The 25277-nt window shown below is 51.8% G+C and carries 28 protein-coding genes; 16 read left to right on the top strand and 12 right to left on the bottom strand.

What is annotated here, in order from left to right; translation table 11 throughout:
• Nucleotides 1-237: 237 nt before the first annotated feature.
• The 3 genes from WOA58_RS17465 to WOA58_RS17455 all read left to right on the top strand — a co-directional run bounded on the left by WOA58_RS17465 (nt 238) and on the right by WOA58_RS17455 (nt 1334).
• Nucleotides 238-372 carry a hypothetical protein gene (locus WOA58_RS17465; RefSeq protein ID WP_340605572.1) on the top strand — a complete coding sequence of 45 codons (135 nt, stop codon included), beginning with the start codon at nt 238-240 and terminating at the stop codon, nt 370-372.
• Nucleotides 373-453: 81 nt separating this feature from the next.
• A complete protein-coding gene (locus WOA58_RS17460) occupies nt 454-693 on the top strand; it encodes a hypothetical protein (protein ID WP_340605571.1) in 240 nt (79 codons plus the stop codon).
• Between the two features lie 11 nt (nt 694-704).
• A complete protein-coding gene (locus WOA58_RS17455) occupies nt 705-1334 on the top strand; it encodes an FxLYD domain-containing protein (RefSeq protein WP_340605570.1) in 630 nt (209 codons plus the stop codon).
• On the opposite strand, the gene WOA58_RS17450 is transcribed toward WOA58_RS17455, so the two are convergent.
• Complete coding sequence (locus WOA58_RS17450; protein WP_340605569.1) at nt 1331-2545, bottom strand: twin-arginine translocation signal domain-containing protein; 1215 nt, start codon at nt 2543-2545, stop codon at nt 1331-1333. The two genes, WOA58_RS17455 and WOA58_RS17450, sit on opposite strands and share 4 nt — an antisense overlap.
• A 248-nt stretch (nt 2546-2793) precedes the next feature.
• Between WOA58_RS17450 and WOA58_RS17445 the strand changes: the two genes are divergently transcribed.
• The 3 genes from WOA58_RS17445 (at nt 2794) to WOA58_RS17435 (ending at nt 6306) form a co-directional block, all read left to right on the top strand.
• A complete protein-coding gene (locus WOA58_RS17445) occupies nt 2794-3096 on the top strand; it encodes a PadR family transcriptional regulator (RefSeq protein ID WP_340605568.1) in 303 nt (100 codons plus the stop codon).
• A gap of 508 nt (nt 3097-3604) precedes the next feature.
• Entirely contained in the window at nt 3605-4138 is a 534-nt protein-coding gene (locus tag WOA58_RS17440) for an Rrf2 family transcriptional regulator (RefSeq protein ID WP_340605566.1), read from the top strand.
• Between the two features lie 1541 nt (nt 4139-5679).
• Nucleotides 5680-6306 carry a hypothetical protein gene (locus tag WOA58_RS17435; protein WP_340605565.1) on the top strand — a complete coding sequence of 209 codons (627 nt, stop codon included), beginning with the start codon at nt 5680-5682 and terminating at the stop codon, nt 6304-6306.
• Between the two features lie 41 nt (nt 6307-6347).
• Here the strand turns inward: WOA58_RS17435 and WOA58_RS17430 are convergent, their stop codons facing one another.
• On the bottom strand, nt 6348-6524 hold the full coding sequence (locus WOA58_RS17430; protein WP_340605564.1) for a hypothetical protein: 177 nt from the start codon (nt 6522-6524) through the stop codon (nt 6348-6350).
• Between the two features lie 586 nt (nt 6525-7110).
• Between WOA58_RS17430 and WOA58_RS17425 the strand changes: the two genes are divergently transcribed.
• The 6 genes from WOA58_RS17425 to WOA58_RS17400 all read left to right on the top strand — a co-directional run bounded on the left by WOA58_RS17425 (nt 7111) and on the right by WOA58_RS17400 (nt 10401).
• Nucleotides 7111-7434, top strand: coding sequence for a CPBP family intramembrane glutamic endopeptidase (locus tag WOA58_RS17425; protein ID WP_340605563.1), 324 nt, complete (start codon nt 7111-7113; stop codon nt 7432-7434).
• Nucleotides 7435-8142: 708 nt separating this feature from the next.
• Nucleotides 8143-8376, top strand: a complete 234-nt coding sequence (locus WOA58_RS17420; protein WP_340605562.1) for a hypothetical protein — start codon at nt 8143-8145, stop codon at nt 8374-8376.
• 3 nt (nt 8377-8379) lie between these two features.
• Nucleotides 8380-8595 (top strand): helix-turn-helix transcriptional regulator, encoded by a 216-nt coding sequence (locus tag WOA58_RS17415; RefSeq protein WP_340605561.1) that lies wholly within the window; start codon nt 8380-8382, stop codon nt 8593-8595.
• A gap of 245 nt (nt 8596-8840) precedes the next feature.
• Nucleotides 8841-9506, top strand: coding sequence for a cellulase-like family protein (locus WOA58_RS17410; protein ID WP_340605560.1), 666 nt, complete (start codon nt 8841-8843; stop codon nt 9504-9506).
• Nucleotides 9497-9934 carry a cellulase-like family protein gene (locus tag WOA58_RS17405; RefSeq protein ID WP_340605559.1) on the top strand — a complete coding sequence of 146 codons (438 nt, stop codon included), beginning with the start codon at nt 9497-9499 and terminating at the stop codon, nt 9932-9934. The genes WOA58_RS17410 and WOA58_RS17405 overlap by 10 nt, the downstream gene beginning before the upstream one ends.
• A gap of 278 nt (nt 9935-10212) precedes the next feature.
• Nucleotides 10213-10401: a hypothetical protein gene (locus WOA58_RS17400; RefSeq protein ID WP_340605558.1), complete on the top strand. Its 189-nt coding sequence runs from the start codon at nt 10213-10215 to the stop codon at nt 10399-10401.
• Between the two features lie 151 nt (nt 10402-10552).
• On the opposite strand, the gene WOA58_RS19135 is transcribed toward WOA58_RS17400, so the two are convergent.
• From WOA58_RS19135 to WOA58_RS17390, 3 genes are all read right to left on the bottom strand, one after another.
• Nucleotides 10553-10900, bottom strand: coding sequence for a type II toxin-antitoxin system PemK/MazF family toxin (locus WOA58_RS19135; protein WP_390220977.1), 348 nt, complete (start codon nt 10898-10900; stop codon nt 10553-10555).
• A complete protein-coding gene (locus WOA58_RS17395) occupies nt 10897-11289 on the bottom strand; it encodes a MarR family transcriptional regulator (RefSeq protein WP_340605557.1) in 393 nt (130 codons plus the stop codon). The genes WOA58_RS19135 and WOA58_RS17395 overlap by 4 nt, the downstream gene beginning before the upstream one ends.
• 320 nt (nt 11290-11609) lie before the next feature.
• Nucleotides 11610-12998 carry a cytochrome P450 gene (locus tag WOA58_RS17390; RefSeq protein WP_340605556.1) on the bottom strand — a complete coding sequence of 463 codons (1389 nt, stop codon included), beginning with the start codon at nt 12996-12998 and terminating at the stop codon, nt 11610-11612.
• A 177-nt stretch (nt 12999-13175) separates the two neighbouring features.
• Here WOA58_RS17390 and WOA58_RS17385 point away from each other — a divergent pair, with 177 nt between their 5' ends.
• From WOA58_RS17385 to WOA58_RS17375, 3 genes are all read left to right on the top strand, one after another.
• Nucleotides 13176-13787: a helix-turn-helix domain-containing protein gene (locus tag WOA58_RS17385; RefSeq protein WP_340605555.1), complete on the top strand. Its 612-nt coding sequence runs from the start codon at nt 13176-13178 to the stop codon at nt 13785-13787.
• Nucleotides 13788-14264: 477 nt separating this feature from the next.
• Nucleotides 14265-14438 (top strand): hypothetical protein, encoded by a 174-nt coding sequence (locus WOA58_RS17380; protein ID WP_340605554.1) that lies wholly within the window; start codon nt 14265-14267, stop codon nt 14436-14438.
• Between the two features lie 433 nt (nt 14439-14871).
• A complete protein-coding gene (locus WOA58_RS17375; RefSeq protein WP_340605553.1) occupies nt 14872-15624 on the top strand; it encodes a phosphotransferase in 753 nt (250 codons plus the stop codon).
• Nucleotides 15625-16102: 478 nt separating this feature from the next.
• Here WOA58_RS17375 and WOA58_RS17370 read toward each other — a convergent pair whose 3' ends face one another.
• Nucleotides 16103-16741 (bottom strand): CPBP family intramembrane glutamic endopeptidase, encoded by a 639-nt coding sequence (locus tag WOA58_RS17370; protein ID WP_340605552.1) that lies wholly within the window; start codon nt 16739-16741, stop codon nt 16103-16105.
• A 652-nt stretch (nt 16742-17393) separates the two neighbouring features.
• Between WOA58_RS17370 and WOA58_RS17365 the strand changes: the two genes are divergently transcribed.
• Nucleotides 17394-18044 (top strand): helix-turn-helix domain-containing protein, encoded by a 651-nt coding sequence (locus WOA58_RS17365; RefSeq protein ID WP_340605551.1) that lies wholly within the window; start codon nt 17394-17396, stop codon nt 18042-18044.
• Nucleotides 18045-18079: 35 nt separating this feature from the next.
• Here WOA58_RS17365 and WOA58_RS17360 read toward each other — a convergent pair whose 3' ends face one another.
• The 6 genes from WOA58_RS17360 to WOA58_RS17335 form a co-directional block, all read right to left on the bottom strand.
• Nucleotides 18080-18814 (bottom strand): CPBP family intramembrane glutamic endopeptidase, encoded by a 735-nt coding sequence (locus WOA58_RS17360; protein WP_340605550.1) that lies wholly within the window; start codon nt 18812-18814, stop codon nt 18080-18082.
• Between the two features lie 1047 nt (nt 18815-19861).
• Nucleotides 19862-20311: a type II 3-dehydroquinate dehydratase gene (locus tag WOA58_RS17355; RefSeq protein WP_340605549.1), complete on the bottom strand. Its 450-nt coding sequence runs from the start codon at nt 20309-20311 to the stop codon at nt 19862-19864.
• Between the two features lie 432 nt (nt 20312-20743).
• Nucleotides 20744-22879, bottom strand: coding sequence for a serine hydrolase domain-containing protein (locus WOA58_RS17350; protein ID WP_340605548.1), 2136 nt, complete (start codon nt 22877-22879; stop codon nt 20744-20746).
• Nucleotides 22872-23072, bottom strand: a complete 201-nt coding sequence (locus WOA58_RS17345; protein ID WP_340605547.1) for a helix-turn-helix transcriptional regulator — start codon at nt 23070-23072, stop codon at nt 22872-22874. The genes WOA58_RS17350 and WOA58_RS17345 overlap by 8 nt, the downstream gene beginning before the upstream one ends.
• On the bottom strand, nt 23069-23485 hold the full coding sequence (locus WOA58_RS17340) for a DUF2178 domain-containing protein (RefSeq protein ID WP_340605545.1): 417 nt from the start codon (nt 23483-23485) through the stop codon (nt 23069-23071). Before WOA58_RS17340 ends, WOA58_RS17345 begins: the two co-directional genes overlap by 4 nt.
• A 717-nt stretch (nt 23486-24202) precedes the next feature.
• On the bottom strand, nt 24203-25075 hold the full coding sequence (locus tag WOA58_RS17335) for a DUF106 domain-containing protein (protein WP_340605544.1): 873 nt from the start codon (nt 25073-25075) through the stop codon (nt 24203-24205).
• Between the last annotated feature and the right edge of the window lie 202 nt (nt 25076-25277).

Raw genomic sequence — 25277 nt, 5'->3', positions numbered from 1 at the left:
CTATATTTGGTGGTCGATTTCCCGTGAGCCTTACACTAGTACTATAGCAGTATAATACTAGTATTAGACTCATACAACCAGTCATATATACCAGCGCTGTATAAATCTTTGCTAAGAGTAATAACGATCAAACAAGAGACAGGGAGTAGGGCCGTTAAGAAAGCCAGTAATTCCGCACTCATGTGTGCTAATAGTGATTCCACGAACGACGAGACGGACGAAGAGAAGGAACAACCGATGAAGAGCATCCTCGTTGAGCTGCCGGAAGACCAGTATGAGGAGCTCAAAGCGACCAAAGAGCGAAACGGGTTCACGTGGCTCGGAATGTTGCTCCATGCACAGCGCTGTCTCTATCGAGAACAGCGTGAGTAGCCCCTTCGCGTACTCTGTTGAATACAAATTGCTAATACTAGGACAAGTTTGATATTATATTAGAATTGTACGTATCTCACAGTGGGACTGAACACATCGACAAACACGACTGCAGCGAAGGTAATCGGCGCTGGAACGATCGGCATAGCGCTCGCGCTCAGTAGTGAATGGGGAATTGCCTCTGCGGCGGTGCTCACGATGGCCGGGGGTATTCTGGTGGTTGGCGCTGGTGATGAGCTGTCTCGCCTGAGTATCCGGAATTTGGTGCTGTTCGTTGGCTACTGGGGTCTGTTGGTGTTTGGTATTGGACTGGGGGCCTAATTATTTAGATAATGGTCTCACGACGCCAGCTTCTGAATGGGATTGCTGGAAGCAGTCTGCTTGTTATGTCGGCAGGATGTGTCGGCACTCGCTGGTGGGAAGAGGAAGGCGCTGAGACGGGATCAACTGATACAGAGGAACCGGATGATAGTGAGTCGGAATCTGACGAGGAGTCGTCTACTGGAGAGGCTACTGATGACACCGACACAGAGGAGTCTGCAGATACGCCGTCAGAGGCTGATTCCGAGGGGACAAGCGATGAGGAAGAGCGCCAGCACGAACCTGACGAAGAGGACTTAGAGGTAGACGAGGACGAATACGAGGACCACGGTACGAGCGAAACTGAGCAGCGAAGCCCCGATGATATCGAGATCGACGCTGAGGCAGACCTCGAGGACAGCGGTGCAGCGCGCGTTGCGGGGACGGTCACGAACGTCAGCGAAACGTCGATCGATGTCATTGACCTCGAGATCACGTTCTCCGATGCGGATGGAGCCTATCTGACCGCTGATCTCGTATCAGTGCATGACCTCAGAGCTGGTGAGAGTGACTCGTTCGAATCAACTATTACGCCCGATCAAGCCCGTGGCCAGCCGGGACACGTGGATATCGAACCGACGGTCTACGACCGCGCCGATTAGTTCTCTGCCTGTGCCTCACCACTGAGTTCAACGCCCCACTGATTCCCTTCTGTGTAGACGTTGTGCCAGCCGTTCTCGTTAGTGTCATAACTACCCGGGACTGAACTCTGATCGATCGCTTCATCGGGAGAAGGGTGAGCACAGATGTTGTTCTCGAAATAGAAGCCATCTGCTGGAACTCCCCGAACGTGCACGTGAGGTGTGTGTCCGCCTTCGTTGTGGTTCACGTAGCCGGGACCATGGTTGTGATGAGTTTCATCGATCACGTTCGTCGGCATGATCCGACAGCGCCGCGTGATCATCGTACCGCCAGCTCGCCACTGGTAGCGTAGGTCGTCGGGTGAGCCTGAGCCGTCCTCGTTGTTGTGAATGCCATGCATGTCAAGAATGTGGCTGGCCGTATGCGGGCCAAAATCGCACTCAACGGCGATGTAGCCCGCGTCGGCCGTTCCATAGCCATTCAACGCGTGTCGGTAGGCGTCGAACGCACAGCGATAAATCGGCGGTGTTCCGCGCTTGACGTCGATCGGGTATCCCGAGGAGGTCATCATGCAGTTATGGATGTAGGAATAGAGGATCGACGGCGAGACAGAGGTATTGCGACTGCCGACCATGATTCCCGTCGAGAAACCCCAAATCTCGCAGTTGTCGACCTGGGATGAATCGGCCTGCATCGAGATCGCGCGTGCGTACCAATCGTCGCGCCACTGCTGGCGTTCGGCGTAGGTATCACCTGGGGCCAGTGGAATGTAGCCTGGGACGATCGTTGAATCGGTATAGTCGTGATGGGGGCCACGAATCGTTACGCCGGTGACTCGGGCATTACCCTCTAAGGTGAACAGCGCGTCACTCATCGCCGGTGAGGTCATGCCTCGATCCTGTGTCGTGATCAGTGCTCCCGAACTTTCTTCGGAGCGGCCTGATGCGATGGTTGCATTCTGAATCGTCGGACTCCGCCCGCTCATATCGATCGTCGCATCGTCGGGAATCCAGATGGTCTGGTCTTGGTTGAGTTCGTCTACGAGGACGCTTGCGGACTCAACGACAGTATCGGCCTCATCACGATGGACATCCTGGAAGGTCGGTCCTCCACCGAGTCCAGTGGGTCCACGGTCAGTGAGGCCGAGTAATTCTAAGCAGCCTGCACTTGCCCCAAGAGCTGTTCCTGTCGCCACTGCTGTGGCGTCTCGTAAGAATTGGCGCCGATCCATAGAGCGAGATACTGCTCGTATGAGTATTATATTAATATAAGTTTAGACTAGTACTGGTGATCCGTTTCGCTGACTCTTTTCGTTAAGTGATCGAGTTTGACTACAAGAAGGAAGGCACTGTCTGCCTTGTGCAACATGCGTTGGAATAGAAAGCGTGTTGCACAAGGTAACTCCTTCTCCGTTTTTATTCGGGCAGACGACGTGAGATAATACAGAATATTGACGGCGTCCCTCTATTAGTAGATGGTATGGATGACTTGACAGGCTTCCAACGTGACCTGCTCTATGCTATTGGGGGGCTCGAAGAGCCGGCCGGGCTTCAGATAAAAGATGCTCTCGAGGAGTATTACGAAGCGGAGGTCCATCACGGACGGTTGTATCCGAACCTCGATACGCTCGTTGACAAGGGATTGGTGAAGAAAGGTGAGCTTGACCGGCGAACGAACAAGTACGAACTCACCGACCGGGGACGTCGGGAAGTTCAAGCGCGCCGCGACTGGGAAGACCAGTATCTTGATGAGCTGGAGGGTCCCGAGTCTGAGACTGGCTGACAAAACGTTGTGTTCGACTAGTTAGTCGTGGTTAGTGTTGAGAAGAGTAGCAAGGTGTTCCAGGCGTGTCTGATTGTACGCCGTTAGATCGCATCGATTACGATTGCTTCGATGGGCATGTACCTGTAGAATCTCGAGAGTGGCGGCCGTGCTGAGCAGCTGGCCAGTAATCTGGGGTTGAAACGGTGGGTCCTCCCACTGTGAGTGGAGCTGTTTTGCCGAGGCGTAGTTGCGGTCAGCGTCTTCCAGAAGTTCTTCGAGTTTGTCGACATAGCGTTTGAGGAGAGCGTATCGTCGTGGATCGTCAGACTGGAGAGTTGCCAGTTGATCGCTAAGAGATGGAGAAGACGATTGATCTATAGCCATCGGTTCTCTTTCGGTCATTCTATTACTAAATAGATTGGGTCTAGTTGTTCGATTGTGCTGTAAGAGCTCTTTCAGAGCCATACGTACGTTAGCCCATGCTGTGATTGCACAGGTTATTACCGAATCATCTTCTAACGGAGGTATGTCCGCAATTGAGCTTACAGCGAGTCAGAAGAGTATCCTCACTGCACTCGTTGACCGACACCGTAACAGAGAGAATCCAGTGAAAGGCGATGAGATAGCTGAAGCAATCGACCGTAACCCAGGGACGATCCGTAATCAGATGCAGAGTCTAAAAGCACTGCAGTTGGTCGAGGGAGTTCCTGGTCCAAAAGGAGGGTACAAGCCGACAGTGACAGCGTTTGAGGTACTGGACGTGGATCAACTAGAGGAACCGGCCGCGGTTTCACTGACTCACAACGGTGAGGCCGTTGAAAATGCCAATATCCGTGAAATCGATCTCTCGAGCGTTCAACATCCCGAACAGTGTCGTGCGGAGGTTCATGTCCAAGGATCAGTTGACGATTACCAGAACGGTGATTCGGTCACGGTTGGCCCAACGCCACTCTCAAAGCTTGTGGTCGAAGGAACTCTCGATGGTATCGATACGACCAACAGGATCCTCATATTGCAGGTCGACCGACTCGAAGCGCCTGTCGGTGAACCGGATCATTGACTGTTCTCAGGAGACCCACGAAATCTCAACAGACAAATAGTGTGGTCGGTAGATTTCTAGCCAATTCAAGCGGAGGTGTTGTGCGCGTCGGCCGTGCGGGCAAAAACTTGCCCTTATGCCGTAGAAAACCTATCCGGGGCGAGGGATAGGTTCGAGTGGTTTCGAGCCGGCAGTTGATCGAGATCAAGCCGGCAGCGAGGGCTACAACTCCTTTGAACTTAGTTAACAGGGTTGAGGAGAAAAACTCGTTTGCCTCGTATGAGTAGTTGCCTCCCTCTTGTTCAGCAGGTACCGGGAGGGCGATGTTGAACAAGGTAAGGATTCGTCTGTTTGTCGATGCAGCGATGGGACGAGAGCCAGGGTTTCCCAGCTCTCGACGGCGTCAGGATTGCAATGGGCCACGCTGGATCCTGTTCCCGTGCTAGTCGACAACACTTTCCGTGAAAAAAGTACGGACTTGTTCGGCTGAACGATGAATTACTAGCTGGACAGAGAGGACGATGTTGAGCTGCGAACTCTTACGATGGGGCGTGGGGCTGGTGTGGAACCAGCCATCACGGATACGGGGTACGGAGCCGCCATGTCTGAACAGCTAGTACCCGTGTTGGATGTTGACACCCAGTGATTAAAATCTATTGATGTGTTTAGGCAGTTGATGTTCAGCGGAGTTATCTACTCCTTGTTAGTCACTATAGTATGGGACTTCTGGATCGGGGAGTAGGAGCCCCGATCCGCGAAGTGATGCAACGGAGCGCCCATGCAACCAACGGGTCGACAGATGGTTTGCCAGAAGGCGCTCCTCTGAACCATCAATGTCTATCGAGTAAAAGCTATGGATGTATCCGGATTAACGACGATTACTCCACACCACGCTAATACAGTACCCGATTTACCCTGGAAATTGTTGTACTACTTAGAACACTCACAAGCAAGAAAGCAGATCATGATCGCTCACTGAATTTTCGGTAGAAAATTTCTCCGAATCGGAGAGGCTGGTATCACGCGATTGCCGGACCGAGGGAACGTCTCCGGCAATAATAATATAACTCCCAGTCTTATTAATTTTGTGCCGAACTCTAAATGCTCAGAGAAGTCGGCCCTACGCACTGATTACCCCCGCTCGAATAACCGCAGACGATTCTACTCTCGTGCTCATCTTACTCGCGCCCGTCGTCGCGCGGTCGAAGTCTGGGATGGTCGATTTAATCTGTGTTATCTGAATGGAGATCATGCACGATCTCTGTCTTCTCAACTCAACGACGTCGTGTTCTTTAGCCATTCCCGTTAACCGCCATTTCATTTGAATGAACACGCCAGTCCGCGCTCGTTGATGGGTGAGTGAATGTTTCTCCTCAACGCATTCAACGGTTCGAGATAGGTTGTATTACTATAGCGAATAGTATTATATATGATAGTTAATTACTTTTATTATTATAAGATAAAATGACCAAGTGGAACGTCTGGTCGTGTAAGTGGCTGATGCGGTCACGGATGAACGATATCCCCGCGTCTAGACGTTCTTAGTAATCAGAGTGTAACCAATGAAAAACAAACTACTTGATGTCCTTCAGAGCAGTAATTCCGACCAAACTGAACAGAACATTCACCAGCAGTCCGAAGAAAAAAATGCCATCGACGCACACGCTGATGCACTCCTACAGAGAGTGAATGATGCGGGGTCATGTGGTGGTTGCTTAGAGACGGCCAAAGCAGCAGGAGAGGAGCGGAATAATCCTAGTAGTCGTCGTCAACTACTTGCTAGTAGTGGAACAGCAATCGCAGCATTGATTGCAGCAGGCAGCTTTCCAGGAGCGGCTTCTAGTAGCTCTGATGACCTTCCTGATGAGTATACGATTGTTCCGGACAATGAAGGAGAGGGATCATTTGTCAAGAATGAGGAAAACGATGAACTAGTTGGGTATGTGGAAGAAGAGGAAGGTGATGTGTCGGCACAAAGACCAACAGTAGACGGATACTACTGCACTGGCAGTATCGATCTTGACTGCGCTGAGGATGTTGCTGAAAATGCTGGACTCACCTGCTCAGCATGTGCTATTGCACCCACACTTGCTTCGTGCGTTCCCTGTGTAGGATATGCGGCTATCAATGGATCGTTAGGGCGTGGACGGTGTTGTTCAGGAGGCGAATGGGAGCGTCTGAGTAGTTAGAAAATTGTTATAATGAGTAATTTATTGTATAGGATAATACCTTAGTTTCCATATTTTTTAATCATATATTTGTTGCCCACAATAAATACAAGAATACCAAATGCAAATGCTATGAGGGTATTGATATTTCCTGGAACTGAGTTAGCTATAGCTACTACTCCTGCCCCTATTGCAATACCACCGTAATACACATATCTGATTTTGTTGTTGAGGTTCATATTCAAGACTTTTAGCAAAATCATTCCTCTTCTTATTTAATTGTTGTCTACTGTAGGAGTCCTATGACGCGTTCGCGCCGGTCGGCCACCGTGACGCAACGGTATTTGCCACCCATCCACCGACACGACCACATCCCGGGCCGAATATAGAGGCGACGCATAGACCCAGCTCACTAACAAGACTCAGAATCTGCTACCAATAGAGAAAAACCTGAGCGATCTAAGCATCAGGTAATGGGTATTCAAACAACGGAGATTGATTCACTAGCGACTATAAGAGCAGTAGGCGTCTGCCTTCTGATTGGATTCGCTGGGTTTGGAGTCGGAACATTATTTATGCTTCTTACCAGCAACGCTCTCTTACTATTCGGCTTTAGCGTTTTTGACCAACCGAGTCTACGGATTGTTATCAGTACGGTCACCCTCCAAGGGCTTGGTTTCGGCTCGGTCGCGCTAATCTATATCTCGACTCGCAACGAGGGGATTGATTTTCTTCTTCTTGACTATCCCAAATTTCGGACCTTGGTTGGATCGGCGGTGGACTCTTCATGCTATTCGCTATTTTAATCACAAATCACTTCTATTAGTGGGACCCGGCGAAGAATTACTCTTTCGAGGCGTCATTCAACAGATCTTACGACTCCGGCTCGGTATTCTTCTCGGAATTGTTATTGCTAGTCTCATTTTTGCGCTTGCCCATCTCGGCTCGCTCACTGGTGAAGGACTAATTTTAACACTCATTACCTACTTGGCTCTGAGCGTCGTACTCGGCGCGAGCTATGAGTATAGTGGCAACCTCGTAGTGCCCGCGACAGTCCATGGATTATTCAATGCAATCCAGTTTGAGATCATTTATTGGGTAGCTACAACTGAAGCCCCTGCCGTGACAACACTACTACTTCTCATATAAAAGCGATGCGGCGCTGGGACCTCAAAGGCGAGACTACCCCGCGCCGAGCACTCCTCGCGGTGGGCCTCACTACTCGTCGCTGCGCTTCTCTGAACGACTGTGGTCGCTCTCGCCCTCGGAGGTGTCAGCCTATGACTCTTACTGATTTAAGACCCCGAATTCGAGGGTGTCGTACAACGGTTCTCATACCCGTATTCTCTGCTTCCTCTGTTCACTCCATACGAATGTGCATGGTCAGACTGTGGAGAAGCCTCTCCAAATCTTGTTAACACCGCCTATTTTCTGTTCACATATAGGGGTCAGAGAAACCCTTAGAGAGGCCGGTAACCTTCTGGACGGTGACGAAATGGCCGATCAGAAAGAGACAATATTTATGAGCATTTGGATTCTTATCACTGCCCCCATTGGACTACCTTGTATATTACCGTGTTTTCAATAATTGGGCTTTAGTGTCCTTCCCAGCCCCTCTACTGCTCGAGATCTCCCCTTCTATCCACCACACGAGTTTTGACAAGTAGTATTAATATTATGTGTTGTGCCGTTACCTGCTTAGCTTGTATGTAAGGGTTGGTGCTAACTTCAGTTCCCAGCTAAGAGAGATGAAGCAGCTGTTCGGTAGATGTGCGAATTGGTCGAAGTCTTGTGAGGGCGATTTATCGCATATTAGTGGAAAGTGTTATACTCATTTAGTAAGGGTATGTTTACACAATGTCGGACTTACCCTTTATTGGGAGAGAAGATGAACGGTCTCAGAAAATTGGAGGGCGGGCCTCGATGTGGGCATATATAGCCCTTTCAGCACTGCTTTTAGCGATTATCGTCATGCACGTTGTTGAGAACGGGTTCACGAATCTTGGAGCTATCAGTCTCGAGATCACTGGTTTCGTTCTCGGATGGGTCGTCTACTTCGGGATGGGGCTGTACTACACCCGAGCGATGTAAGCGATGAAAAATGACCTCAAAGTACGACGAGCGAGACACGACTTGACACAGAGTGACCTTGCAGAAGCCGTTGATGTATCTCGGCAGACGATTAGTGCGATTGAAGCAGGTCGCTATAATCCAAGTCTCGAACTTGCCTTTCACCTTGCAGAATACTTTGATTGCTCTATTGAGGACATCTTTGAACCGCCTACGACTGAGGAAGGGCCCCAATTGTAATGCTCATCTTCTGTATGTAGCGGTTAGTGCTGTCTTCATTTCCTAGCTAGGAGGGATGAAGCACCTGTTACGTAGAGATGCAATTCTACCAGTCAGTTCACTAGGGACAGGTACGGAATCTATATCTTGTGAATGGTTTCACAACACACGTTCTACGGTATCAACACTAACGAATCTCTGCGAGGGTATTGATTGAGGTCCCCTATTACACAAAAAGTAAGTGACCACAATCAGATGATATGAGCATGACTATCGTGGACAGAGACTCTCCCCTTGCGATCGCTATGTGGGATTTCTCATGGCTAGAGCGCCATTACGAGGGTGGAGCGTACAGCGATTGGGGACAAATCCTCGACGAACTCACAGTTCGGGGTTACAATGCGTTGCGTATCGACCCGTATCCACATTTAGTTTCGATAGACCCGTACAGAGAATGGACTCTGCCGCCTGCTTTCGATGCTGGTGACTGGGGAGCGTCAACGACCGCTCAGGTTCAGGTCCTCCCCGCGCTCGTTGAGTTCTTAGAGAAGTGCGAAGATCGGGACATCTCTGTCGCGCTTTCTTCGTGGTTTCGAGAGGATTCAACGAACGCTCGGCGTGGGATACATGCTCCGCGAGATCTGGCAACCGTCTGGATCGACCTGCTGGACGAGATAGCAGAGGCCGGGTTGCTCGATACAATTGCCTGGGTTGATCTCTGTAATGAGTTCCCGCATCCCGACTGGGCACCATACTTCAACAGGCCGGAGGATGACCACTCCACTAGTCGTCGCTCCCCAGCGTCTCGTCGATGGGTCTCAGAATCAATCGCAGCCGTCCGCGATGCGTATCCCGGGCAGGCGTATTGTGTTTCTGAAACCGCAGGACCGGGAAAATCTTGGGGCGAGAGCCGGAACCGGAGATGGATCTGATCGACACGCATCTCTGGTTGATGAACACTAGTGACTTCTTTGACTGGTCCCACGATATCGACTCAGAGGAACATTATGAGTGGCTTGCAACGGAGGGAGAAAACCGCTATCGGGAGAATGTAGAGAATTGGGAGAACCAACTTCGGGCCGAAATCGAAGCAGCTGCCGAATGGGCTCGAAGTACTGGCCTCCCACTGGCGACGACGGAATCGTGGGCAGTAATCCACTACACGGATCGGCCCGGATTGGACTGGGAGTGGGTCAAAGAACTCTGTGCGGTCGGGACACGAGCGGCAGCTGCAACCGGCCAATGGACTGCACTCTCTACGAGCAACTTCTGTGGCCCACAGTTTCGCGGTATGTGGGAAGACATCGAATGGCACCAAGAGTTGACCACTACCGTAAAGAATGCAAGTGTCAACTATTGATAGCTACGTAGGAAAGTCCCAATCGTCACCGCTATGGGCAGCACGACATTCTGATAGGAACCGGAGACTGTTCACCCAGTTCGGTACAGCATTGCACTGTATGTAACGCTGGGTATCTCTAATAGTTCGTCTGTAGGGCATTTCAACAGAGCCACCTCATAGGAAGCGGTAGTGCATGAGCCCAAGTCGTTTCGAGTCCGGAAAACCAGCAAGAGATATACTCTTATTCCTGTATTGGATACAGAGACATTATGTGTTCTACCGGAGGGCATCTAGCTATGACTGACCGTCTTGACCGGCTTGGGGTCGATCTCGTTCTCAGACTTGGCGAGCAGAACACACCACGGCCATGTGTGACCGATGACTGTGAGCACGATGCCGACTACTACGTATTGAGTGATGACGTACTCTCAGAATACACCTGCGAACAGCACCTCGAGGAGACTGTCGAGCGGGCACAGGCCTGAACTCTATTCCACCCCATACGAGTTAGCTCACCACTAGCCAATCGCATACTGGCAACGCTGAACCACTCACTACGCTACTAAAGATCGAGTTACTTCATGGCATTCCAGTAGTAAGACAACTGGAACGATAGATCGTCGTGCGAATGGCGTTCTACAGATACTCGATAAGTGCGTCTCGAGCGCGGTCCGTAAGAACTGTTGGGAGGCGTCCTTGCCAGTGATCAATATCGCTTTGTGCAAGTGATTGAACGCCCCATGGAACAATCCGACTAGAACGGGGTGTCCCACCATGAACCCAGGCATCGTCAGGGATCTCGAGTAACCCGTCTAACCACGAGCGTGTCGTGAGAGTAAGCGCGATATACTGTTCTCCGTGAAATGGTTTGCCGTCGTGATTCGAGAGAATAAGCCAGGGGCGAGCCGTTTCTGGTCCTTTGAATGGGTCGGCCCCATAGACGACGTCGCCCGGCTCATAGATAGGGGCGGGTGACTCAGTCACGAAGTGTTTGTATCGGTATCGTTGTCTGACTGGTGGCTTGGATGTGGTTCAGCCGGTGCGTGTGCTTCCCAGTCGTCTTTTGCTTCTGCTCCGAGTTGGTCGTTGAACAATTGGGTTGCACGCTCATAGTCCGCTGAACTCTGCAAGCGATTGGAGTCGCTCGTCAGTGCCCAGTAGGCGGACTTGTGTTCGACGAGCTCTCGGGATTTCAGACGAGTCAACGCTGTGCTTACTGTATCCGGTTCGAGATCGAGCTGTCGAGCGATCTCTGTGGCTTTGAACGCTCGATCTTGGTGAGCAGTAAGGAAGGCGAGGACTTGGTCCGGGACCGAGACGTCTCGCAGTTCGTCTTCGGTCGCGCGTTCGAACGTCTCGCGATCGATCGACATTGCTGGTCTCTCTAATGGTATACTGTCGGGACCGATATGAACGTTCTGACTGGAGTACCAGAACAAGAGAGAAGAGCCATGATGGACCGTGATGGCAATGAAACACCTAAATACTCTATCGAAGAGAGGTATTTTGGTGAACATGATCCAGAGGCATGGTACGATTCCTAGATAGAAGAACTGGCTTTGGGTATGAGAGCAAGAGCAGGAAGAGATGCGCTCTACTATAACAAGTAATTCTCTACAGTATAACCGATATCCCTCCCCTCAATAAGCGGGTTTGCTATGTCTGTGATCCTACTGTTGACACTCGCGAAACGCTATTCTCGTCGCTGTATCTGTGCCCGTACGTCTTCGGCCGGTTGAAGGGTTGTCCCCGGAGCGAGTTCAGGTGTTGCACTCGAGAGCAATTCAAATTCGATCTCCTGGAGTAGGATTGGTAGTACGAGCTTCAGCTCCATCATGGCAAACCGCATCCCAATACAGTGACGAGGCCCTCCCCCGAACGGAAAGTACGCGTACTCCGGTAGCTCATTTTCAAGCTCGTTAGTCCATCGGTCAGGAATAAACGATTCTGGTGACTCGTAGAATCGCGGGTCGCGGTGCAGCCTGTACTGAGGGATTGTGATTGCTGTTCCCTCTGGAATACGATATCCGCCGAGTTCGAGATCGTCGGTAGCTTTGCGAAAGACCGCAAATGCAGGAGGATATAGCCGCAGAGATTCGGTTAGAACCCGATCGGTGACTGTAAGCTGTGGTATATCATGCGGTGTCGGATTGGCGCTGCCGAGAACGCTATTCCATTCGCTCCGAAGCTGTTGACGCACCCTTGGATTCTGTGTCAACAACAGCACTGTGTATGTCAGTGCGAGAGAAGTGGTTTCGTGTCCGGCAAAAAGGAACGTCAGCAGTTGATCGCGCAGTTCCTCGTCAGAATGTTGATAGCCTTCAGTTCCTTCTGCTGAGAGGAGCAACGAGAGAAGGTCATCACGATCCGTGAGATTATCGGCCCTGCGCCGTTCCTTGATTACAGTATCGACAATTGCTTCGAATTTATCCATAGCCGTCTCGTATTGGCGCTGCAGTGGCGTTGGTATCCAGGATGGAAGGAAAATTGAGAGATTGCGTGGGTCCGACCGCTCATTGATTGCTCTGGCCACTTGAGTGACTGCCTCACTTCGTCTACCCATATCGAAATCGAACAGAGTCTGAGTAAGAATATCGAGTGTCAAATCGGAAAACGCCGTATTGAGTGCTATATTTTCGTTAGTGTCCCACGAATCTACGTGTACAGTAGCTACATCAGTCATTATCGCACCGTACTGCTCGATGTGATCAAGCGTAAACGCGTTTTGGAGCAATGTCCGTTGCTTGCGCCACTGCTCACCTTCGCTGCACAGTACACCTTCCGACGCAAATTGGTTGCTGTTTCCACTGAAATCGTTGAATTGGAATTTCTCAACTGAGTCCGAGTCCGTCACTAACAACTGCTCGACATACTCCGGATGGAGTACTAGTGTAAAGGGAACTCCCCCAAGCTCGTATCGAACAAGATCACCGTACTCAGCTGCTCGTTCAAAGAAAGCGAGCGGGTCATTTGCCACCTGGAGTGTATTACCGATAAGTGGCCATCCATCCGGCCCTGGTGGAACATCTGCCTGCGTAACTGATTGTTGGACTCCAGATCCATCCTGTGTGGGTGACGCCATAACAGTCTATAGTTCGTAGTCGATGAGTAAGCCGATTTAGGCGTACTGGCTAGTGGCTTTATATTCGTTGCACTCAAGGACAGACTGAACCTCGCATCAACTACTTCGTCATAGAAAACACCTCGTATGAAATACTGTGACCTTCACCTTTATCAACCGGATCAGGTCCTCCATCCCATGCAGGAATTTATTCGCCATGAGGATGTCGTACTGTATGATGAACTATTAGCGTGGAATCTGCAGGGAGAGCATTCAGTTGAGTATGTGCTTTTTTACGTCGAAGTAACCGACCCGAGCCGCTATCGCAGAGCGATAGCGGATGTCAACTCTATCCAATGGTACCGTATTTCTTTGATCGATGAAAACTCTCTGTACGTTTTTGTGTGCCAAGAGACGCGAGAAGAGGATCTCATGTTTCGACGTGCATTTTGGGATTTAGAGCTCATCGTTGTTCCCCCAATCATCTATGACGAAGATGCTGCGATGCAGATAACTGTCATCGGGCAAGGCGAGGATCTCAAGACACTCATTGAGGAAATGCCCGGTAGTATCGAAGTGACGATTGAGGAAGTTGGCCAGTATGATCGTCGTCATGCGCGAATCGCTGGCGCACTCACTGATCGGCAGTTCGAAGCCCTCAAAGTCGCTGTTGAACATGGATATTACGAAATCCCACGACAAACATCGTTAGTGACAGTAGCTGCGGAATTAGACTGTGCGGAGAGTACAGCTTCTACTCATCTTCGGAAAGCAGAAGCCACAATCATGTCACAGGTTGTGAAACGATAAAGAAGCATTGGGCCCTCTCACCCGTTATATAACGACTTCACGATAGAGATCCCGAGTGTTACCAATGACAAGAGAAGTTTTATAATCATCGAATATAGCGTTACGAACGGATACATAACCATGCTCGGACCCATCACCGACTTCAATCGACGCTAGGTCCGGTCACGGTTGGGCACTCCCCGATGGCCGGGTTCACGCGTTGATTTCATCAATGCACGCACCATCCGGCCGCATTTTCGACGTCTCATCGCGCCATTCTCTCCCCTCTCCAGTATAGTGGGGAGCGTCTGGCGTGAGTTACAACGGCCACAACGCTAAGTCAGCACTGTAGAGACGGTACTGACTTGCCGTTCGTGGTTGGTCGCGTCTTCTGGGCGGTCGGTACCTAACCACAGCAAGCGCTCGGGGCCCAGGGAGACATCTCTCTGTCGTACTCGAGCATCAATCTAACATCCAATGCAACGACCCCGGCCGCAAGTGGAACTGGACCACGAACAACGACGCCAGCGCGAACGCCTCGTCCACCAGCCCTCGGTAATCACAGTCAGCGTGGCGGTTGTCGCCGTCGCTGTCACACTGTACACTACCGTCGGCATTCTGGCCATTGTAGTTATGACTGGTGTGGCTGTTGGTGTTTACGCTATTTTGTGAGTACTCATAAGCCTCCTACCGCTGCGCTTGATTTGCACCGTTCTGACACAGACGACTCACCACTCATTTTCGACCGATGACGTTTCAAACTCGCAGTGACAGTCCATGCAGGAGACGACGATCTGCCGGTCGTCATTCAACATGCTTGTACCTCTGTCCCGGTACAATGAGGACAGTTCGTAAGAACTCGAGCGGTTTAGCAGGCTGGGTACACAAACTCGAGCCTGTCGTCTTCAGATATCATCTGCATAGGAGTGTGATCGCACTGAGGACAACAAAGGGGAGTCTACCCCGAGCCTCCTTTACCGACGTAAACCTGTGTAGTGGAAATAATTTTATACTCTTCGCACGACAATTGAGCTGTCTTCTCTCGGCCGTAGCCACAGCACTCAGTTCCGAACGGCCGTTGGCCACGCGTTACGTGGCTCACACCATGAACCACGATCTACACGAGACGCTCACTGCACAGTTCTCAACCTACCACGTCCTCGATCAACTCCATGCTGTTCCTCCCCATGGAGTGTACGAGATCGTCGTTGAGGGGCAGCACGCGGTCTATAAATGTTCCACGGACCCAACCGGGAAGGCAGAGATAGAAGGTCGCATTACGGCACTCATCGGAGAACATACTACTATTCCAGTACCGGAGATTCTCTCGGTAGGAGACGATCACTATATTGCTGCCTGGCACCCCGACGCACCCGCTCCATATAACGGACAAGCAGTCGACAATAACTGGAGCTACGCAGCCGGTCGTCTTCTCGCAACACTACATAACGAGACTCCCCCCTTCTTCGAGAACTATGGTCGTTTCGCGCCTACAGAAAACGGGATTTCAGTCGTCGGTAGCACAGAATGGCAGACCGCTGCAATAGAGTACATCCAGCGTCACCAACCGATCCTCGCGAAGTACGGCCACGGCGATATAGCGGATGCAGTCATTAACGTCTTTACTGACCGACCTGGCGCTTTCGATGGAGCCGGTGGGGTTGTGTGTTGTCATGGGTGGGCCACTCCCGACCATGTTGCTGTCGACGATGGAGAGGCGGTTTGCGTTCTTGACTTCGAGCATACGATTGCAGCGCCCGGTGAGTTCAATTACTGGCGAACGGTGCTTCCAACGTTTCGCAACGAGCCAATACCCGAGAAGCGTTTCACACCGGTTACACTGAATACCGATCGCTAGCAGATGGTTTTGAGCGACGTGCGCCGTTCTACGTTCTCATGAACGAGATCTATTATTTCGAGTCTCTGTACGTGCAGAACCAGCATGGAAGGCAGGAGACAGAGATGCGTGCTCAGCGACTCCGAGAGAGTATCGGTAAGCGAATTGAAGAGCTCTCGCAATAACCTCTAATACTCACAACAATGAGCAGAGACTATTAGGCATAGATGAGACTCTATTAGATGCATCCGCGCGTTCCCATCATTTCTCCGTGGGCTCCGGATCATGCTTTGTTTAGGTTTGTGTGAAGTAAAGAATCACCACCCATTCACGATTGGATAGAGATTATCCTGCAAGAGTTATTGAAAACAAACGTTGCTAATTGGTCTGAACTGAGTATTTGTCTAAAGGTGAATGTTCAATAACCGGTAGCCACAATAAACGAACAACGTGCCGACGCTCCTCCACTATCTCAACGAGTTTGAATAAGTCGACCAAATCAAAAAGCCGTAAAGTAGGTCGTGAGAAACAGTATTGCATTGTAAAGTCCGTGAGCCAGTATTGGCAAAGACAGATTCTCAAACCGCTCGTAAAGGGCACCCATTACTAAACCGAGTGAAAACGGCACAAGACTCAACAAGACGACGGCTGCGACTCCGCCAGTGTATCCGATTGCGTGTGGAAGAACAAACAGCAGGGACGCAGTAACAATTGCAGCGGGTGTTCCCATGCTTTGGGAGAGTCTGCCCTGAACGACGCCCCGAAAGAGATACTCTTCAGCGGGCCCGATGAGAACCACTGACAGAACCACCAAGATGAGGACCATCTCCGGGCTCCCCGTAAGCAGCTGTTGATCAACGCGTCCGTATTGGATCCCTGTTGTGGAGCTTATAATCTCGATTATGATGGGGATGGCAAGCATACCGATTGCGCTTGCTACAATCCAGACAGCCTGATACTTAGTCGGTATTTTAATTGGTATCGTTTTGTTGAGCCATCGTTGCGCATAGATCCAGCCAGTGATAGCGTACCCAGCTTGCGAGAGGACAAACAGCGCGGTTAACGCGACGAGACTTGTTCCTCCGAGGAGAAGCGCTGGAACAGAAAGAATACCACCCAAAACCGTCCCACCAATCACCAAGAGAAGTCCAACTATAATAGCACGAAAACGACCTGTCCAACTATCTGGTGAACTTGGACCTGGTTGTTCGCTCGGTTGCTGAACGGTAGACATACAATTTACTCAATAGATTAATTAGATATAACTACCGATGTATCTCAGATCGATTTTGTCAGCTTGCTCTTGTAAACGGATGTGAGGATCCCTATGAGTGATCCAGTTGGATTTCTCATAGAATACACCGACCAGTATATGATCTTTCATCTTTCCTACAATTCAAACATGGATTCTTAATATTACACTGATTACACCAGATTGGTGGACGATACCGCTCTTCACTCACTCATCGAGAATGAAGCTAGTCGGCAAGAGCTAACAGCAATGATGTCGTCCTCGGAGTACGTTTTGCCACTCTGTTTCTCGTAGCAAACGCTTGCCTGGTCGCAGGCCTCAATCCACCCAATCCGATTTGAGATATACCTGCCACTAATGCATCCTCGCCTAGGCGGCGTACTCCTTGTACCAGAACTCGGCTAGATCGATTCGTCATGCATAGTTATCTGCGAAATTTAGACCATCGATTGATTCCAATGTTCAGCTCATATGTGAAAATTATCTATCTGACCTCAGACGACGAGAGGTTTGAGTGCTGGCGCCATATTATGTGGCAATGCGGTTTATTGACATCACCGTAGAACCCGATCCATCATCGCAATCGATACTGACCCGTAGGCTCATCGACAGCAATGCTGTCGTTCACGAAGAGCTGTTGAACTGGCGAATGAGTGATGACTTTGTACTTAATTTGCTTTCGTTTGTCCACGGAGACCCGGAGGTTTACGCTGCTATACACGCTGAGGCTCCAGATGTCCTTGTACACGAGATCCGCGCTGTCGACGACGACCAGTTCTACGCCTACGTCCAGCAAGCAGGCAATCACACGGCATCGTGGTGGACAGCGTTCCTTGCACACGACTTTATCCATGTCCCACCGGTCGTGCTTGAGAACGGTATCACCAGGATCACCCTACTTGGTGAAGTCGACGAACTTCGGGATGTCGTCGCAGACCTAAGCAAGGAAGTCACCGTCGAGATTGATGCTATCGGCGACTACCATGGACAGGGGCGGCGTATCACAGACCGGCTCACGACCCGCCAATACCGAGCCCTCCGTGTTGCTGCTGACTGTGGCTACTACGCAGTACCTCGTGAGGGATCGCTCGCCGATATTGCTGCCGAACTCAACTGCACCGAGAGCACAGCCTCTGACCTTCTCCGACGGGCCGAGCGCGAGATCGTTGATGCGATCCTCGGGACGTAACCAGCAACTGCGGAACGGGCGTTGTGACGCCTCCTTCACATCATAATCCAGCTCAAGATAACATAGGCATAGACGTTGTTGAGAAGGTGGAGTAGCCATGCGCCAGCGAGGTTATCGAAGCGGAATCGGAGAATCGTCGGAAGGACAGCCCAAGCGAAGATGGCGAAAACGCCGGCGATACCAAGCGCGAAGACGTGATATCCCGCGAAGACGGCGACGGAGCCGGCCCCAGCGGCAAGTACCGACCAACCACGGTCACGCAGCACGCCGATCAGTGCGCCGCGATAGATCAATTCCTCGGCCAATGGAGCGACGATAATCGCACCGAAAACGACCCCGAATAACGTCACGGGGTCTGTTAGATCATAGGTGTAAAAGACGACGGGGTCGAAGCCGAAAAGTCCAGCGACCCACTCACCGAGGAGGAACGCACCTATCCCGACCGGAAAGAGTGCGACTGCTAAAATGAGCTCCGCTTGGCAAGGTCTGCGGAGTGGAAACGCCGCTGCTCGCTCGGCGGCATCAAGCCTCCACCACAGCACCCCAATAGAAAGCAGGAGACCCACGCCGGTCGCCCCGTAGACAAGGCCGGTCGGGGGATCCGTTCCTTGCTCCCCGATCATCGCGAAGTATGCTGCAATGGCACCAAAGGTGATGGCGAGTGTAAGCACCCCTACCCCAAGCGTCAGTAGGAGACGGTTTTCGAGGAGCGATTTGTCCGACCGGGCTGTCCCATCATCGACAACGGTGTGGAATAAATCCAGCTGCATACGCAAGGGTTCCGCTGGAGAAGTGTTGAAAATGTTTCCTGCACAATTCGATCTTTTATATCCCCGAAGGTTTGTCCGAGAATCAATTCTGAGCCGAATGTTACGCCTTTAGAATCGGGGGGTTAGCTAGATCGGTTGTTTATGCAGTTAAAATTACAATATTTTTGTAAATATGGTAGTAAAATGCCGTACTTGTAGATAGAAACGAACTAAGTGATACACTGATTATGTGAGTGTCGACATAGGTCAGATATTGACAATCATGGTGCTACAATCATTATCGAACAGGTGGGATACTAATTAGTAGGGTGTTGCATATAGGCTAATTAGACTGTATGAAAGGCCATGAACCACCGAATGCACTCCTTGAGCTTCCTCCAAGTGCAAAACTAGTATATACAATCCTTGGTGAAAAGGGAGCTCTCACACAACAGGAGATCGTTTCGGAATCGTATCTTCCTGTCCGGACAGTGCGAAATGCGCTTACACGACTTGAAGGTATAGAGCTAATTACAGAATCAGTGGGGGCCTGTGATGCACGGAAGCGGTACTATCGTCTTCGGTCTGCTGAATCGGCACCGAGTACTAATCATCACTAAGTGTGGTGCAAGCGAACAATTGAATGGGTGATGCAATCGCCGAGTCGTGGTTAGGTAGGAGTGCAGTTAAGCCTAAATACGTCGGCGAGTATTAGATGGCGTGTGAGGGATCGGTAGCTGTCTCCAGTGACTATCCAGATACACGAAGAGTTTGAGCATTTCACGAATCGAATACGAGGCGGCATACCACCCTGGATAGCCGTCCTCAAGCGTTTCAACCTGAAGCGTGAGATCGGTGAGTACTATTCAGATACAAAATAAATCAAAGAAAAATTCACTCAGGAGGCTCTGTTGAAACTCTCTTCACGTCTCGCGATTTGCTGAGAGGCTAGTTTCCAATTGGATCTGCAAAAACCGATTGAAGGGCTGTTCTTCTCAATGTCAACTCTGAAGGATTTCAACAAAGCCACTCAGGATAGATCGCCAGTGATGGAAAGTAGGTCTCATTTCATTGGTAGTCATCGCGATTCTCAAGTTCGCTATGTACTGCTCGCATCCCCAATTCGTAGCTTTTCACCCCCAATCCGGCAACCTGACCAATGCACTTCGGTGCAATGATAGATCGGTCGCGCCACTCAATATCTTCTCCTCGATTGTGAATATTCGAGATATGAACTTCCACAATAGGGTACTCAACCAGACTTACAGCGTCCCGTATTGCGACGCTGTAATGCGTCCATGCCGCGGGATTCAATACGACTCCATCTGCATCCGCGTTGTGGATCCAGTCGATCATCTCACCTTCATAGTTTGTCTGATACAGGTCCCATTCGACTGAGAGTTTGTCAGCTGTACGTTCAATTGATTGTTGAATCATCTCGTTCGTTATACCATAGTGCTCCGGTGATCGATTGCCGATCTGGTTCAGATTTGGTCCATTGTATACATCGATGTGCATCTGTTAGATATTGTATACAGTATGGCAATAACTATGTTGGAATGATTCTCTTTCCTTGATATATTGTAGAGCGATCAAATCACCCAACTATAAATGAAAGAAAGAACAGGACTGCAGGCCACTACAATTCCGAGTAGTGTCGGTGTGAACTGTCCAGAGCCCCATTCCATCTAAGGTTAGTTCACAGTCTGATTGTACTGGGTATTGATAGTTTGAGCTACCAGACAGGGACAACCGTCACTAGTGGGACGATGACCCAAAATCATACTCGCTTCCTCTGGGCGAACCACCGTCTGAAAGATCCAATAATTACATCATTTCTTTATTAGAATGCAACAGAATGGTCGACGCTACGGGAGAAATGATCGGCCGGGTTGTTCGCGCCGTCGAATCGTGTGGAGGGATCGCCGCGTCCAGCAATGTTCCCTCCTCCTACCCAGGTGTCCCAAACAGGTTCCAGTAGTACAGTAGCCAGCAGGTGACTGCTGTCGATACAGCAAGCATCCCGTAGGCAATCAGCGACCGTCGACGCCACAAGCCGTGACGCCACGCCACCGCTGCCGACCCGATCGAAACACCCATCACCAGCGTGGCGATCGGGGGGACAACCAGCAACAGCCGGTACCATAAGGGCGGTTCCGAAAGCAGCGTCGGATCGAACACCAACCCAGCGCCGAAACCGACGACGAACGTCACGACGAGCCCCGCGGCAATGAGAATCGTTCGACGCGCGACCGTCGGAGACTCAAGCCATGCCACCAGTCGGCCGCTGGCAATCCGGTTTCCGGTTCTTCCCGCTGCATTGCTCTCGCTTTCCCCCGAAGACGCCGTGGTTTCGGTGCTCTTGATCGCCATCCCGTCCTCCGGAACGCTTTCGACTCCGTCTTCTCTCGAGTCGTCACCCTCGCTGCTACGGAACCGGCGCACACCAGCGGCAAGCGGCGGACCAATAGCGCCACCGAGGATCCCAAGGGCCGATCCCGCGCCTAACACACCGTGGAGCGCTGCCGATTCGGTCCACGACCGGCGCTCGAACGCCTGATGCCCTACGTACAGCCGGGAGAGGTCCTCGGAGAACGCGAGGGTCTCCTGTCCCTCTGCCTCGTCGAACACTAACGATTCGCGTTGGATCCACCGTGTCGATTCGCCCCCGATTTCGGTTATCAGATAGTTGTCGGTGATCGCGACATCGATTTCGCCGGCCTGAAGCGTCGTAAACAGCTTCGAATGGGAGGTGTCCGCGATTCGGAGCCCGCGATACGTCCCGGCGAGTTCATCTGCGTGGTCCGGTCGACCGCTTGGTTCTCGATCCGGCGTCTCGACTGCCCCGATACTCTCGTCGAGGACGGCATCGACCAACTCGTTTGCTGCCTCTGCGCCGGCATCGGTGTTGTACGAGACGAACAGGCCAAGGTCGGCTTCAGGGACCAATACGAGGTGGCTGTAGAACGATCCGGGAATCGCGCCGTTGTGCCAGAGCGTCCGAACACCCCCGTGAGTCCTCTCGATCCAGCCGAATCCGACACCGTCGACTGTCGGATGATGGGTGAACCACTGCTCTTGCATCCGCGTCACGACATCGAGCGAAAGCCCCTGCTCGCCGAGCGCCGTATCTGCTATGTGCGCACGCATGAACTGTCCCATGTCTCTCGCGCTGGCGGTCATCGAACCGGCCGGCCAGAGTTCTACGCCGAGTCCCGGTGCTGCTGTCGGTGATCCGGTGAGTGCCGTATATCCCTGCGTTGCGGGCGGATCGGCCGGTTGTGTGACCGATGCCGTGTCCATTCCCAGGGGGTCGAATACGTGCTCGCGGATATAGGCATCAAGCTCCTGTCCGGCGGCGTTGGCGACGATTTGTCCCGCCAGCGCCGTCCCATAGTTCGAATACGAGAGTACTTCGCCGGGGGACCGGATGCGGGCTGGCTGTTCCGCATCAAGCACGTCGACCAGCGGGCGCCGTTCCTCGGGATCGCTCACCCACAGCCCCTGATTACGTTCTTCGAACCCGGCTGTGTGGGTTGCCAGGTCGGCCATTGTGATCGGCTCGTCGTCAGGGATCGAGACCGAGTCCAGATACGTTCGGACGTCTTCGTCGGGATCGATCGTACCCGCGTCGATCAGTTGCATGGCGGCGGTCCAGATAATCGGCTTGGTAACCGACCCGATCCGGAACAGTGTCGTCTCGTCAACGGGCTCGCCGTCGTCCGGCGTGATCCGGCCATAGCCCTTCGTCAGCACGACCGCATCACCGTGGGTGACCGCGACCGTCGCGCCTACAATGTCGCCCTCGTCGACGGCGTCGGCCATCTGCCTGTCGATCAGTGCCTCGATATCGGCGGGTGAGACGTCGTGTTCGGCGGGCGCGTCAGACGATTGATCACGAGCCGATGCCGCCTTGCCGTTGGTCCGGGGTGTGTCGGCCCCGCTTGCAGCGATCCCGGTGTAACTCGCGGCAGCGAGCGCTCCAACCCCGGCAAGGACGCTCCTACGGCTCGGATGGCAAAGAGCACGTTGCTGGAAAGTGGGGCGGTCGGGACTGTAATCGAACTCATGTGTGCGGTCAGTCATGGGAATCCGGATCAAATATGTCTTCGATCGCACAGTCGTACTGGCGAGCGAGCTTGAATGCCAGCTCCAGCGACGGATCGTACCGCCCGCGTTCGATCGCGTTGATGCTCTGTCGAGTGACATCGACCGCAGCTGCCAGATCCGCCTGGCTGTCGCCGTCTCGCTCCCGGCGTTCTCGGAGGTCGTTTTTCATGTTCGGTTTCGGAGGACGGTGTAGACCACGCCGAAAACGGCGTAGACGGCGACCAGCATCCACATCGCCCCATCGAAGGCAGCCGGGAGCGTGACAACGCCCCCTTCCTCGAGCATAATCCCACCTGGCGCTCCAAGCACCAGTACGAAAGCGAACACGCTGAGCGTGTAGTCGCTCGCTTTGCGCTCGATGGCGGTATCGCGTTCGTCGTATAGCGTCACCGAGCTGAATTGCCATACGCCTAACATCCCAAAGAAACCGGCCCAGTAGATTAGGACCCCGATCAGATACTGATCGAGGAACGAACCGATCAGGAGCCCGACGATACCGACGGCCAGACAGCCAAACATCAAACGCTTGTACCGACGTCGTGTTGCGATTCTGTGCTTCGTTGAGCGGTTGGCTTCGGTCATGGTTGGGTGGAAAGTTCCCTTTCCGTAAAGCGTGCTTTCCAGTAAAGCATACTTTACAGTCCTATTTATACATTTCCCACGGTTGACGAACGGCGCCCCCATTCGATCGCGGCCATTCTGAGGGGGCGAGTCACTGACTTCTTTACTGACTTGGTGGAAATTCTGCTAGCCCATGAGAGTGTGAACCCTCATTGGTCTTCAACAAAGCCTCAGCAGTCGGTTGGATGGTAGTAGCGAGCTGCTCTTGGAGGATCGATCGTTGCTGAGGGACCTTCTGAATTACACAATCTACTAATTGACACCGCAACAGGCGAAATTACTGCACTGCTCGACTGGGGATATACGCTGGCTGTGCCAGCAACGTTTAATTTCGAGTTCGCCGTCTATCTCTTCAGTGGGGCGTTCTTAGCGGGTCTTCTCGATGGGGCGGATCGACGGCCCATGGTGTGCGAAGCGATGCTGAAGACATATCGAACGGAAGCACTGGACCGGGTTGACGCACTCGCGACTCCAGAGCCGCTCTATGAAGCACTGGCAATGACCCGCATTATGAAGGAGTTCCACCATCTCGATGTCCCTGATGAACATGAGCCAGCTGCAATGGCTCGCATAAGTAGCGATCTGTAGACCCTCTTCACTTGATTCACTCACCGTATCTTCGTTTAGAATGGTTCCAGAAACTCGACTGTCCACGTATTCCAATGGAGCGAGGGACTTTTACGCAGTTGAGTTGGCGATCTCGCGTGTCTTGCGGATTACTAATCGGGAGCCAATCGAACAGATGATATACCAGACCATCCAGGCTTGGATTGGCCCGAGTACGCGTGCAGTCCATGTGATCTGCCCGAGTACTGGAAATACCATACCGGTTGCGTTGATCGCTGTTGCTGGTGAATGCAGCAGCCAGAACAACCAGAGGAATATTGGGATCGTTACAAGCATTGTCCAGACTGCCGGCCGAATCATTTGGCCAATCATTCCGATTTGATCGCTTACTAAACTCTGCTGTTCGTCCTCAAACTCCGCAAGGGCTGTTTCGTCATTCCGCGCTTTTGCAGCACTAATCCGATTTTGAAGTGCTTGAAGCCGCTCACGTTGTTTGCTCATCTGATCGCGATCAGTCATTCGAGCCTGGATACCAGTCGAAAAGAGACCGGTTATGACTGCAGCAACGGCGATAACAGCATAAAGTGGGAAAAGTGCCTCAAGCGGCCCCAAGACAACATTAACACTCTGACCAACGAATTCACGGACTCCAGTTAGTTGATACCCAGTAATAAGTCCAAGCGCACAGATACCTGCGAGTTTGTCAGCAGTTGACCAACCATTGGTTTCTGTCGTTGCTGCCTCCGGAAAAGGCGTCTCCTCAAGGGCCTCTTCAACGGCGGTTGGATCGTCGATCACAAACCGACCGTTAGCATCGATAAGTATCTCGGTCTGGATCAATCGAGCCCACTGGGTAGCTGTAAGTTCGTCTCGAACATCTTGCCACTGTACAGTCCCATCACTCTGTTCTGCATGGCGATAGACCGTCTCGGCAGCCGTTCTTATCTCGGGATCGTCAAGCAGCTTCGAGAGTGACTGTCCCATTGCCCCATATTCTCAGAGGAAGTTTATAAATATTCATCGAATGTCCTAAATGCTCACCATACCGATAGCATTGGTTGTTTCGAGACTCTGATGGCGCATCAAGTCCTGCGCAGTCCCACGATCCATTCGATAGAACGTATCGCCAATCCCACGACGAGCACCATGGAGTTGGAGATAGCCGGGACCCTCCGGTGGAGTCGGT

It is taken from the genome of Halalkalicoccus tibetensis, from assembly GCF_037996645.1.
In the GTDB taxonomy this organism is placed as follows: domain Archaea; phylum Halobacteriota; class Halobacteria; order Halobacteriales; family Halalkalicoccaceae; genus Halalkalicoccus; species Halalkalicoccus tibetensis.
This window is presented reverse-complemented; position numbering and strand designations above follow the sequence as displayed.